The following is a 13,009-nucleotide window of genomic DNA, read 5'->3' as shown; positions in this document are numbered from 1 at the left end:
TGCATGCATACAGATTAATGCGGGACTGCGGTGTACTTTTCAAGTAAAGTTTCGTATACACCTTTGGCTTGTAAAATCATATCGCAGATTTCACGTACCGCGCCACGTCCACCCATCGCTTGAGTCACCAAATCGGCACGACGACGCACTTCTAAATGACCATTTGGCACGGTCACTTTCATGCCTGCAATGGCAAATGCAGATAGGTCAGGCCAGTCATCACCCATGTATAAACAATCTTCGGGTGAAATACCAAATTTTGCACAAGCCTCGCGCAGTGCAACACCTTTGTCTTCACGGCCTTGATAAACAAGGTCCACGCCCAAATCAGACATGCGTTTTTCTACGATCTGACTTTTACGTCCTGTGATAATAATCACTTTCACACCAGCTTGCTGAACCAGTTTCATGCCTAAGCCATCACGGATATCGAAAGATTTGATTTCGTCCCCCGAGTTGGTCAAAGTCACAAAACCATCACTTAAAATACCATCAACATCCAAAACTAGAGCTTCTACATAACGCGCTTGTTCTAACAAAATATAAGAAGCCATTTTTTAATTTACCCCAGCTTGAATCAGGTCATGCATACTCAAAACACCAATGACTTTATTGCTCTCATCAACAACGACAAATTGGTTAATTTTCTTTTCATTCATTCGCTCTAATGCTTCAACAGCACGTGCTTCCGGTGAAATCGTCAGCGGGCTCTTAATCATCACATCAGACACCGCCAAGTTCACATCGAAACCTTGCTGTTTATCAATCAAACGGCGTAAATCACCATCAGTAAAAATCCCCAATAGATGATCATTGTCATCCACAATTGTGGTTAAACCTAGGCGTTTGTTAGAGATTTCGTACAGAACTTTGTTCATTGCTGTATCTGGAGACACTTTCGGTAGTTCGTCTCCAGTGTGCATTAAATGCTTCACATGTAATAACAAGCGTTTACCCAAAGCACCCGCAGGATGCGAGCGTGCAAAGTCATCTGAAGTAAACCCGCGTGCATCTAACAGTGCAACAGCCAATGCATCACCCAAGGCTAAAGTCGCCGTTGTACTTGATGTTGGTGCTAGCCCCAATGGACAAGCTTCTTGAATATTGCCCAACGTCAGCGCCACATCAGCATTCTGTGGCATCGGCCCACGCTCATCACCACTGATGGTAATTAAAGGCACACCCAAATATTTGATCAAAGGCATCAGCATCATGATTTCATCACTCTTGCCCGAGTTTGAAATCGCAATCAGCACATCACCTGCAACCAACATCCCTAAATCACCATGCCCCGCTTCACCTGGGTGCATAAAGAATGATGGCGTACCTGTAGAGGCAAATGTGGCTGCCATTTTTCGGCCAATATGCCCTGATTTACCCATGCCAGTAATGACTAAGCGACCTTTACACTTTAAGATAATTTCACAAGCACGGCTAAAACGATCATCGATTTGCTTAGCAAGTACCGAGAGTGCCTGACGCTCTATCTCTAGTGTTTCTAAAGCAACTTTTTGGAAATCAATGGGATTTGACATATTTTCAGAATTCAACGTTGTTTTACCTGAACCGTGTGACGAAATGAAACGTCAGCACATAAAAAATAATTTTCGCAATTTTATCATATCTCTGTAGGCAACTAGCGTGGAAATCTTTGGATTTTCACAACATATCTACAAATGTGTTTTGCTGATGATGGAAGACCTTTGTTTCAAGTGCATATAGCTCGCTCCCTTTTCATTATTTATTCTTTCGGCCACGTATGACTGCACAACCTTCACACTAAGAGGCTCTTATTTACTCCCTAACTTAAACTAAATAAAAAGTAGCCATCACAAAACTAAACAATGTCGCTAATTCAATTATTTCAATACTGGCACCAATAGTGTCTCCCGTCACACCGCCAATACGCTGTATAAATTTATACCGCAAATACCACAATACCAAATAAAACGTGGCAATCACCACAACACCAATCCATGCCCAATACAAAGCCACCAAAGGTATCAGCAGTAAAAGTGCCATTGCAATTGGTCGTGGCAAATATTGGCCCAACTGGCTGCCGAGTCCTTTAGCACGCACATAGTCTGTGCTTAAAAAGAAAAATAGCGGCACGAGACGCCCTAAGGCAGGAAATAAAATGAGTGTGCTATAACACTGCTGCTGCAATAACACATACAGTGCAGACCACTTTAATATGCATACAATGACAAGGCTGAGTACACCTATCGGCCCACAACTCGGATCTTTCATGATCTCAAGTGTGCGTGCTTGATCGCCAAAACCACCGACCCAAGCATCTGCGGTATCGGCCAAACCATCCAGATGCAAACCACCCGTCAGCCAAATCCATAACACCAGAATCACACTGCTTAACAGCACAAGTGGCAAAGCATGCAATAACAGGGCAATCCCATACAGAATGCCGCCTATGAGCAAACCAACTACAGGATAAAATAACAGTGCTTGCGCATTTTGCTGAGGCGTTGGCATTGCGCTTAAACGAACTGGAAAGGTCGTTAAAAACTGCAGTGCAATCCAAAAAGGTGTCATTACACGTCCTCACTTTGAATAAACTGAAGTTGCCCTTGATCGAATACAAAACGGTTCAACTGTGCCAACTCTGCTGACATTTTTAAAAGGTCATTAGCATTTTGCTTCAGCGCTTGGCATTTTAAGAGTTTAATCACTCCACCATGGGAAATAATCAATGCGCGTGTCCAGCCCTGCGCATACATTTGTTGGGTCAAGGTCTCTACAGACTCTAGAACACGACTTTTAAATGCCAATAAGCTTTCTGCCTGGGGCGGTGTAAAGCTTAACGGTTTTTGCCAAAATTGAGCCAATTCATCTGGGTAGAGTTGATAGAGTCGATCGGTCGGCTGAGCTTCCCATTCTCCAAAATCCATTTCTTGCAAATTCGGTTCTATATACAAAGGGAGCTGTTTTTGCTCCGCCCACTGCTCTGCAAATAGACGGCAGCGCTGTAATGGTGAGCTATAAATGACATCCCACGCCGGCCTAAGCTGCTCAGCCTGGGCGATAGTAGACTGCATTTGCGCCCACCCCTTCGCAGTCAAAGCATCATCCGTTCTACCCCGTAAGGTATGGCTTAAGCTGGTTTCGCCGTGGCGTAGGAAGTCTAAATACAACATCCTTAAACTTTCTCACCAATCACGGCTGCTTCAGCAAATGTTGCCATCTCATTGTGTAAGTGACAGGCGAGTTTGATCAGCCCAAGTGCAGCTCCTGCTCCACTGCCTTCACCTAAACGCAGATTCAACTTCAATAAAGGCATTGCTTTAAGTTCTTCTAATAAACGTACATGACCATATTCAGCCGACTGATGCCCAAAAAGCATCCAAGCGCGAACGTCTGGATTTAAACGTACTGCGAGCAATGCCGAAACAGTACTGATAAACCCATCTACCACCATTGGCAGCCCCAATTGCGCACAGCGAATATACGCGGCTGTCATGGCTGCAATTTCAAGCCCACCCACCGCACATAAGGCTTTAAACGGATCATTCCCGACATATTGCGCATGCAGTGAAAGTGCTTGGTCAATCACCTGTTTTTTATGTATCAATTGTTCAGTACGGATACCTGTTCCAACACCCGTGAGCTTTTCAGCGGGTTCAGCCAATAAAAAACAAGCCACGGCTGAGGCTGAACAGGTATTTCCAATGCCCATCTCACCCGCGACATAGATATCTGCCCCATAAGCGATGGCATCTTCCACACTTTTTTGCCCCAAAGCAAAAGCAGCTTCACATTCAGCCTCAGTCATGGCTGGAGTTTGAGCAAAGTTCGCCGTCCCAGCACGGATGCAGTGGCGTTCAACCCCGACATATTCATACGCCTCACCGACTGAACCACAGTCGATGACTTGTAACTTGGCTTGATACTCTTTGGCAATCACACTAATACATGCCCCGCCAGTTGCGAAGTTCTGCAACATTTGACGTGTCACCGCTTGTGGGTAGGCAGAAATATTTTCTTCCATCACTCCATGATCACCTGCAAAAATTGTAATCCATGGGCGGTCTATCTTGGGTTTTACAGTATTTTGCAAACTAGCTAAAGTCACTGCAACCGATTCAAGCTCCGACAACGAGCCTGTCGGTTTGGTCAACTGTGACTGGCGTGCTAGGGCTTGAGCCAATACAGACTCACTCGGACTTTGACATGCTTCTAACCACCAACTCACACTTGCTCTCCTTTTAAAATCATTGGAAATCCTGCTACGCAGAACACCACTTTTGTTGCAATTTGACCTAACTGCTGATGCAATCGCCCTGCTTCATCAACAAAGCGACGGCTGATTTGTCCCATTGGAACCACACCTAGGCCTGTTTCATTACTCACTAAAATCAGCTCGGACTGTAAATTTCCGACAACATCTAACAACTTCTGGCATTCTTGAACTTGCAAATCTGGGTCAGCATGCATCAGTAAATTACTCATCCATAAGGTCAGGCAATCAACCAAAATAGTTTGGTTTGGACGGTCTAATTTGACCAACTGCTCGGCAAGATAAGTGGGTTCTTCACACAGCCCCCAATCTTCGGGTCGTTGTTGCTGATGGTGTTGAATACGCACTTGCATCTCTGCATCCAAGGCTTGTGCAGTTGCCACATAAACCACAGGCTGCGCCAACTGTTGGGCAATCTGCTCCGCCAAGCGGCTTTTCCCCGAACGTGCACCACCTAAAATCAGTTGCATTGCGCATTCTCCAACTCAATTTGTGTACGTGAAAACAATGGCCCTTGTAGGACATGGGACTGATAAAAACCAAACGTGAGCTTTGAGACATTTAAGCTAGAGTTGATAGCTTCAATTTCAGCCATCCGTGCCAATACATGATCACTACTCACCGCTTCACGGTATAGACCTAATGTAATATGTGGGCAATAACTTAATGCCGCAACTTCCTGCGAGGTATGCAGCAATGTTTTTCTAATTTGATCCAAAAAGCCTTCAGTATCAGCCACTTTTAAAAATAAGGCACTTTCAAAACTATTTAATTCACCCATTTGTAACTGAAAAGATTCTAGTTTTAAATTTTTAAGGCGTTCAAGCTGCTGATTCAGTTGCACTCGACTAAAGTCATCCGACTGTGTTGCCTGTTCTACCCAAAAACCTGCAACAAATAAAGTGATATGAAACTGCCGTTGATTTGGTTGATAAAGCAAATCTGAGAACTGCTCACGAAGCTTTGTTAAATAGCTGATCAAAACAGGATCATCCACTTCAATATACCAAAGTGCATAGCGTTCTCGTCCCAAATGCCATTCAGGATAGTCTCGAGCTTCGGTCGGTACTACAGTGCTATGGGGTTGAAGAAACACAATTTTATTCACAAATGAAGATGAATAATTTAAGCATATTTTTGTCAAAATTATGGGCTGAAATGCCGAGATAATTTCACATTTAAATGAATTATTTTCAACACACTCAAATTACAGGCATAAAAAAACCCCAAGTTAAACTTGAGGCTTTTTAAATTTTGGAGCGGGAAACGAGACTCGAACTCGCGACCCCAACCTTGGCAAGGTTGTGCTCTACCAACTGAGCTATTCCCGCAATATGGATGTGCATTATAGAGAGTTTCATCAAACTGTCAACACTCTATAATGCAATTGCTGAATTAATCAGCACGACGCCAGATTGTCCCTTGGCGAGTGTCTTCCAAAACCACACCTTGATCTAACAAGGACTGACGAATTTCATCCGCTTTGGCAAATTCTTTGGCTTTTTTCGCATCTTGACGTTGTTGAATCAAATCTTCAATTTGCTCTTCAGACAAAGCCAAAGCCTCTTGCCCAATATCAGACTTCAGGAATTCTTCAACATTGTGCTGAACCAAACCTAGAATATTGGTTAAATGACGCAAAGTTGCATAGTAAATCGCCGCTTGTTCCGCTTGTTGCTCTTTCACGGCACGGTTCAATTCTTTGTTCACTTCAAACAATACCGCAATGGCTTCAGCGGTATTGAAGTCATCACGCATGGCACTATTGAAACGCTCAAGCAATGTTTCATCTAAGGTATCGACTTGCGTATCACCATAGGCTTGTTGATAAGCTTTGAATGAATGATAGAAACGTGACAGTGCTGTTTTTGCTTCTTTTAAGGCAACATCAGAGAAGTTCACAGGGCTACGATAGTGTGATGACACAATGAAGTAGCGAATCACTTCAGGATGGAACTTATCCATCACATCACGAATGGTAAAGAAATTGCCCAATGACTTCGACATTTTCTCGCCATCAACGTTGATGAAACCGACATGCATCCAGTAGTTGACATACTGCTCGCCAGTTGAAGCCTCAGACTGTGCAATTTCATTTTCATGGTGCGGGAACATCAAGTCTGAACCACCACCATGAATGTCAAAATGGTTCCCTAGGCAGCAAGTCGACATCGCAGAACATTCAATATGCCAGCCCGGACGACCTTTGCCCCACGGCGAAGCCCATGCAGGTTCTTTTTCTTTGGCATGTTTCCAAAGTACAAAGTCAAAGGGATGTTTTTTCTCAACTTCAACATCGACACGTTCAGATGCACCCGCCTGCATATCTTCCAGTTTACGACCCGAAAGACGACCATACTTGGCGAATTTTTCCACTTGGAAATACACATCACCATTGGCAGATGGATAAGCTGTACCCTTTTCAACCAAATTACCAATCATGCTTTGCATTTGATCAATATAGTCCGTTGCACGCGGTGCTTCGTCTGGATGTAAACAGCCTAGATTTTCAGCATCTTCATTCATCGCTTGAATAAAGCGGTCTGTCAGCTGCGTAATCGACTCGCCATTTTCATTGGCACGTTTAATGATTTTGTCGTCAATGTCGGTAATGTTACGTACATATTTAACGCTCCAACCTTGGCTACGCAGGAAGCGAATAATATAGTCAAATGCAACCATCACGCGCGCATGTCCAATATGACAGTAGTCATACACCGTCATACCGCAAACATACATATCAATATGCCCCTCAACACGAGGTACGAATTCTACTTTTTTGCGTTGCTCTGAGTTATATAGAACAAATGGTTGCATAGCGATTCAAAAGACTTCAAATATAAGAATGGATCATCTTAACCTAAGCATTATTTTTCATAAAGTTTTCAGAAGATTTTTCTTTCAATTATCTCGCCGCTTTTCATTTATACGCAACTATTTCCAAATTTCCATTATCCAAATCTTAAACGGGTTACCGGTAAATATTGGCATTGCATGATGCATTTACTAGGGATGAACATGTACATGCTCGCAATGCTCATGACTATGAGGTTTTGGCGCTTCATGATCTGTTCGAATACAACAGCCCTCGACATACTGACTGGTACCATCCGCATAAAACTCCTCTTTCCACACAGGAACTTCATGTTTCACCCGTTCCACCGCTTCTTCACAAGCTTGAAAGGCTTCACGACGGTGCGCAGCGTAAGCCATCGCAATAATGGCAGTATCACCAATATCTAAAGCACCAATACGATGCACCACCCGAACATAAGACACGCCATATTTTAATTGGATTTCTTGTTCAATTTGACGAATCATTTTTTCAGCGACAGGTGCATAAGCGGTATATTTCAATGCTTTTACAGCTTTACCTTGATGGTGATTCCGCACTGTGCCAATGAATATGCCAATGCCACCACACTCAGGAAAATGTTGGATGCCATCAAAGTCATTTTGACTAAAAACCACTGTTTGAATCCGCGGAAATTGTTTTAATTCCATATCAACCTCCTGCCACAGGGGACAACAATACCAAAGTACAATCTCGACTTAAAATAGTCTGCCTTGGAATAATGTCTTCACCCATTGCACAGGCACAGCGCTCCAATAATGTGTGGACAGCTGGGTATTGAGCAACGACATCCTTTAATACCGCTGCAACTGATGAATCAGGCTCACATTGCAGCATTAAATTGGGGGGTAACTGCCGTTCAATCGCACCAAAAGCTTCGATCTTCACTCTAATCACGTTGTTTAATTCCTGAGTCATCCTAACCTCCAATCATATGCATACTGATTTTTCGCACAGGTTGATGCAATTGCTGTTTTTGAATAGCATGAAAGCCTTGCTCTTTATGCCAAACATAAGTTGAAAGTTTCCCCTCTAAAACAAAGGCTTCATGCTGATTGATTTGGGCAAGTTGTTGAATGTCTGACTTTAAATTTAAGCCTTGCTTGGCAAAAAGACAATTATAAAACTCACCTTGCGCATTCAACCGCAGTCGATCACATTCCCCACAAAACGAGTTGCTAATGGTAGAGATAATCCCAACCTTCCCACCATCTACCCGATAACTACGCGCTGGATTGGCACCTTGTCCTTCAAGCACTTGCACCGTAAATTGCGAGCTGAGTTGGGACAAAATCTCTTGTTCAGTGACGACATCGGCTTGCGACCAATTTTGATCGCCATCTAAAGGCATAAACTCAATAAAACGCAGTTCTACCTTTTGCTGCTTTGCCCACTGCACCAAAGGGACAATTTGATCATCATTGATGCCCTTCATCAGCACAGTATTGATTTTGATGTTAAAACTAAGCTGTTGTGCAGCCTGAATGCCTTCCAACACTGTATGTAGTTGTTTCTTGGTGAGGTGTTGAAATTGCTCGGCATCTAAACTGTCTAGACTAATATTTAAATCATCTAACCCTGCTTGCTTTAAAGCAACGGCATATTGTTTTAAATAATGACCATTGGTGGTCATGGAAATACGCTTCAACCCCTGTTTTTTTAGGCTTTGTAACTGTTCGATAAAATGTACCACACCTTGGCGCATCAACGGTTCACCCCCCGTGATACGAATTTGCTCAACGCCATGCTGCACCATAAATTTGCAAAAACGATAAAGATCTTCAAAGCTGAGCAAGTCGTGTTTTTTCATCCATTCGGGATGTTCTGGCATGCAATAGACGCATTTAAAATTACAACGATCCGTCACCGAGATTCGTAGTTTGCGCTTTTCACGTCCAAACTGATCTTGGAATACTCTAACTGCAGATACATGGGTCATGCTGTTCATCTGTCTTACCTATGCGTCCTTTGAGCGATGTGGGTGCAGTTCATATTTCACGCCCTATTTTCTGAAGTATATTTTGCAATAACTGTTCCAACTTTGTGCACTTTCTAAATTTTGAGTATTTCAGTTCACCGCCGCAATGAGTGATCACTGCTGCATACATTTATAATCTAAATAAAATAACGACTCCCTCTAAATTTATTTCAAATGATTGTTTTTATAATAAATTTAGTATCAACATGAATACTTATTTGGTTCTTTTATAGATTTTTATTTAAACAGTCAAATCAGTTTATGGCAACATCTTCTACTCTCGACACAAACCTCCTCTCTTCAATATCTGAGGTATTCATAAAAAATTGAGTTGCCGATGCTGTTGTAGCTCATCCAAAGAGTTGATGCTATGAAAAAACAGTGCATGATTTTTAAATCGTGCCACTTGTGGGTGCAGATCTGCAAAACACTGCCTTAAACTGCGCTGATTTTGCTCAAGGTGCTGAATCAATGTCGGCAAACTGCTCCGTTTTAACAAACAAAACGGATACAGTGCACGGTCATTGATTTCTACAATAACGACACCACAGTTCGGATCTTGTTGCATCGCTTGATGTAACCGTGAAAACACTTTTTTCGGAATAAAAGTTACATCACAGGGCACGAACAGCACATAGTCTGATTGCACATGTGTCCATGCACTTTTCATCCCCATCAAGGGCCCTTGAAAGCCTGTTGCCTCATCTTCAAAAAAGCCAATCGACGGAATCAACCGCTCATAAATGGAATGATCCCGATGGCTGTTGACCCATAACTTGGTTGCACGTGACTTTAACTGCTGATGAATTTTGATAAGTTGAATTTCATCATCAAATTTTTGCAAGAGTTTATTAATGCCATTCATACGGCGCGCCTGACCACCCGCCAAAATAACAACTTCAGTTTCTGGGTAGCTCACGGGTTTGAGTATTTTTCTTTTCATTCTACCTCCTCCGTTTGACACGCTTTGATCAGACCTCGAATTTCAGGTAAGCAAGAACCGCAATTGCCTCCTGCCTTTAAGCATGCAGTGACTTGTTTTTCATGGGTGATATTTTTTTCTTTAATGACATCGATAATACGATTTTTCCCAACTTTAAAACAGCTACAGACCAGTGGGCCATCGCTATTAGTCATTGACATGGCTTGCCCTGCTAATAAAGCCTTCCGATGCATCGCGCTTAAGCGTTCGCGCTTAAACAGACTTGCCACCCAGTCTCGATCTGGCAATAACGCTTTAGGTGCAATATACAGACTCGCAATGAGGTGTCCATCTTGTAACACCACACTATGACTGATATGGGCGGTTTGATCTTCTACATTGAGCCATTCAAAACTTTCATCATCAAAAGGCAATAAAGCTTTGAGTTGTTCCGTGGTTTCCGTAAAACGTCGGCGATCTGCCAGCTCATAACGAATAGCTTTGGACGTTTTGATTTTGGTCCACCAAACGCTTTGTTCAATGCTTTGTTGCACCAAATGCTCAAAGCCCGTTCTGACATAAAACACGCCCTGCCATTGCGTATAAAACGGATGAATCATCACAGGGGTATGTTTGAACTCAGGTTCTCCCGAAATCGCATCCACCACAGGATTCACCACTTTGCCAATCCGTGCATCTGATGCAAATTGATCACTCCAGTGAATCGGTGCAAAAATCTGTCCCCGGCGGATATTGTCACTGACCGTGGCACGCAGTACGCAATTTCCCCAAGCCGATTTGATCTCTACCAGTTCCCCATCTTTCAAACCATATTTCAGTGCATCATTTGGGTGGATTTCACAATAGGGTTCTGCTTTATGTGTGCTTAAATTAGCTGATAAACCTGTACGCGTCATGGTATGCCATTGATCTCGGATGCGTCCCGTATTCAGTACCAATGGATATTCACTGCTGGTTGGATTCACTGCGCCAACCGCCATTGTTGCAATAAACTTAGCTTTACCATCTGCGTGACTAAACTGACCATCTTTAAATAATTGGGCAAAAATGTTTGGTGTGGTTTGGCCATTTTTCAAAGGTGCGAGCACAGGCCATTGCGTCGGTTCAAGTTCTTGGTAGTCGTCAAATGAAAGATTCTTCAGACCTGCCAAATTGAAATAGCGGAATGTTTCAGTCGATGAACGTAAATCGATTTCTGCATTTTGATAAGCTGAGAGCTGGGCATGTTCTTTGAAAATGTCATGACTACTTTCAAAGTCAAAACCCTGAAATCCTAATTTTTTCGCCACTTGTGAAACCGACCACCAATCGGCTTGTGCTTGTTCTGGAATGTCTAAAAAAGCACGCTGTCTAGAAATACGGCGTTCAGAATTAGTCACCGTGCCGTCTTTTTCACCCCAACCTAATGCAGGCAGCAACACATCGGCATATTGCGTGGTATCGGTATCTAGACAAATGTCTGACACCACCACAAACTCACAATTCTCTAGTGCACGTTTCACCTGATCGGCATTGGGTAAACTCACCACAGGATTGGTCGCCATAATCCAAATGGCTTTAATTTTTTCAGCTTCGACCGCTTCAAAAAGGTCGACGGCTTTTAAACCCACTTGCTTTGCAATGGTTGGACTGTGCCAAAACTGCTGTACCAATTGTTGATGTTGTGGATTATCCAAGTCCATATGGGCAGCCAACATATTGGCAAGTCCACCCACTTCACGCCCGCCCATCGCATTCGGCTGACCCGTCATGGAAAAAGGCGCTGCGCCCAATTTGCCAATTTTGCCAGTTAACAAATGGCAGTTGATAATGCTATTGGCTTTGTCTACCCCACGTGAAGACTGGTTCACACCCATTGAAAATAAGCTCATCACTTTTTCCGTTTGTGCAAATTTTTCAAAAAAGAGTGCTAATTTTTCAACAGAAATCCCCGTCCGTTCACTCACACTCGCTATGGATGCTTCAGATGCACTGCTTGCCAGCGCTTGCTCTAGCCCTTGAGTATGCTTTGCAATAAAATCGGTATCGGTATAATGATTGGTTGCCAAATACTGTAATAGACCATTGAACAATGCGACATCCTGACCTGGTAAAATCGGTAAGTGTAAATCAGCCGCCTCACAGGTGGCAGTAAAACGAGGGTCAATCACAACGACAAAAAGATCTCGCTCCTCTTTGGCTTTCATGATGCGTTGATACAGCACAGGATGACACCATGCGGTATTTGAACCCACCAAAACCACCATATCGGTATGTTCAAAATCACTATAACTGGCTGGAACTAAGTCTTCCCCAAAAGCGCGTTTATGCGCAGCAACGGCTGAAGACATACACAACCGTGAATTGGTGTCGATATTGGCCGTACCTAAGTAGCCTTTAACAAATTTATTGACCACATAATAGTCTTCAGTCAGCAGTTGACCAGAGACATAAAAGGCAATACTTTCAGGCCCATATTGATCGATATAATGTTGAAATTTGTTGGCGATTAAATCTGTTGCGGTATCCCATGAACTTACTTCACGTTGCAGTTTACGCCCCAACATGGGATGTAAGACGCGCGTTTCTAAACCTACCGTGTCGGCTAAATTACTGCCTTTAATGCACAACTTTCCATAATTAGATGGATGTTGAGCATCACCCACTACAGAGACTTTTTGCCCTAAAGCCGTTTCGTCAACAGTTGCTGTTACCCCACACCCCACCCCACAATATGGGCAGGTGGTTTGTGTGGTTGTCATCATTTTTTCTGTGGAGCTATGCAGTTCCATTACAGGGATACTATTCATTTCTGCTTCGCTCCTATTTGCCTTTCATTTATTTTGAATCACTCACAACGGCGTCTTTTCTTTTGTGTTTAGATTTAGGATTAACCTTCGGTTCGACCTACTTTTCTTTTGGGAAAAGTAGGCAAAACCATTGTCATTCACAAAACTCGTCCCATACCACCTTCACCCCAACTTATTCGCAGAAACATTAATT

General features: G+C 43.1%; 13 protein-coding genes and 1 tRNA gene. All 14 read right to left on the bottom strand.

What is annotated here, in order from left to right; genetic code table 11:
- Positions 1 to 14: 14 nt before the first annotated feature.
- The 14 genes from AC4CU3_RS15220 to AC4CU3_RS15155 all read right to left on the bottom strand — a co-directional run bounded on the left by AC4CU3_RS15220 (position 15) and on the right by AC4CU3_RS15155 (position 12,816).
- On the bottom strand, positions 15 to 554 hold the full coding sequence (locus AC4CU3_RS15220) for a KdsC family phosphatase (protein ID WP_004982122.1): 540 nt from the start codon (positions 552 to 554) through the stop codon (positions 15 to 17).
- 3 nt (positions 555 to 557) lie between these two features.
- Positions 558 to 1,535: a KpsF/GutQ family sugar-phosphate isomerase gene (locus AC4CU3_RS15215; protein ID WP_004982125.1), complete on the bottom strand. Its 978-nt coding sequence runs from the start codon at positions 1,533 to 1,535 to the stop codon at positions 558 to 560.
- Positions 1,536 to 1,806: 271 nt separating this feature from the next.
- Positions 1,807 to 2,550 (bottom strand): adenosylcobinamide-GDP ribazoletransferase, encoded by a 744-nt coding sequence (locus AC4CU3_RS15210; protein WP_279043964.1) that lies wholly within the window; start codon positions 2,548 to 2,550, stop codon positions 1,807 to 1,809.
- Complete coding sequence (locus tag AC4CU3_RS15205) at positions 2,550 to 3,152, bottom strand: histidine phosphatase family protein (protein ID WP_279043965.1); 603 nt, start codon at positions 3,150 to 3,152, stop codon at positions 2,550 to 2,552. The genes AC4CU3_RS15210 and AC4CU3_RS15205 overlap by 1 nt, the downstream gene beginning before the upstream one ends.
- A 2-nt stretch (positions 3,153 to 3,154) precedes the next feature.
- Positions 3,155 to 4,207, bottom strand: a complete 1,053-nt coding sequence (gene cobT / locus AC4CU3_RS15200) for a nicotinate-nucleotide--dimethylbenzimidazole phosphoribosyltransferase (RefSeq protein WP_279043966.1) — start codon at positions 4,205 to 4,207, stop codon at positions 3,155 to 3,157.
- Positions 4,204 to 4,722, bottom strand: a complete 519-nt coding sequence (gene cobU, locus AC4CU3_RS15195) for a bifunctional adenosylcobinamide kinase/adenosylcobinamide-phosphate guanylyltransferase (protein ID WP_279043967.1) — start codon at positions 4,720 to 4,722, stop codon at positions 4,204 to 4,206. Before cobU ends, cobT begins: the two co-directional genes overlap by 4 nt.
- Entirely contained in the window at positions 4,713 to 5,360 is a 648-nt protein-coding gene (locus tag AC4CU3_RS15190; protein WP_279043968.1) for a 2'-5' RNA ligase family protein, read from the bottom strand. Before AC4CU3_RS15190 ends, cobU begins: the two co-directional genes overlap by 10 nt.
- Before the next feature lie 147 nt (positions 5,361 to 5,507).
- Positions 5,508 to 5,583: transfer RNA gene (locus AC4CU3_RS15185), tRNA-Gly, on the bottom strand.
- Positions 5,584 to 5,647: 64 nt separating this feature from the next.
- On the bottom strand, positions 5,648 to 7,069 hold the full coding sequence (cysS, locus tag AC4CU3_RS15180; protein ID WP_490738360.1) for a cysteine--tRNA ligase: 1,422 nt from the start codon (positions 7,067 to 7,069) through the stop codon (positions 5,648 to 5,650).
- Between the two features lie 189 nt (positions 7,070 to 7,258).
- The gene (locus AC4CU3_RS15175) at positions 7,259 to 7,756 is read right to left on the bottom strand and encodes a molybdenum cofactor biosynthesis protein MoaE (protein ID WP_279043969.1); all 498 of its coding nucleotides are present in this window, start codon (positions 7,754 to 7,756) and stop codon (positions 7,259 to 7,261) included.
- 1 nt (position 7,757) lies between these two features.
- Positions 7,758 to 8,024: a MoaD/ThiS family protein gene (locus tag AC4CU3_RS15170; protein ID WP_279043970.1), complete on the bottom strand. Its 267-nt coding sequence runs from the start codon at positions 8,022 to 8,024 to the stop codon at positions 7,758 to 7,760.
- 1 nt (position 8,025) lies between these two features.
- The gene (moaA, locus tag AC4CU3_RS15165; RefSeq protein ID WP_279043971.1) at positions 8,026 to 9,054 is read right to left on the bottom strand and encodes a GTP 3',8-cyclase MoaA; all 1,029 of its coding nucleotides are present in this window, start codon (positions 9,052 to 9,054) and stop codon (positions 8,026 to 8,028) included.
- Between the two features lie 346 nt (positions 9,055 to 9,400).
- Positions 9,401 to 10,027 (bottom strand): molybdenum cofactor guanylyltransferase, encoded by a 627-nt coding sequence (gene mobA, locus AC4CU3_RS15160; RefSeq protein WP_010327078.1) that lies wholly within the window; start codon positions 10,025 to 10,027, stop codon positions 9,401 to 9,403.
- The gene (locus AC4CU3_RS15155; protein ID WP_279043972.1) at positions 10,024 to 12,816 is read right to left on the bottom strand and encodes a molybdopterin-dependent oxidoreductase; all 2,793 of its coding nucleotides are present in this window, start codon (positions 12,814 to 12,816) and stop codon (positions 10,024 to 10,026) included. Before AC4CU3_RS15155 ends, mobA begins: the two co-directional genes overlap by 4 nt.
- Positions 12,817 to 13,009: the final 193 nt, after the last annotated feature.

Source organism: Acinetobacter sp. 802_lipA (assembly GCF_058242885.1).
The sequence above is the reverse complement of the archived record's forward strand: the minus strand, read 5'-3'. Positions and strand labels throughout refer to the sequence as shown.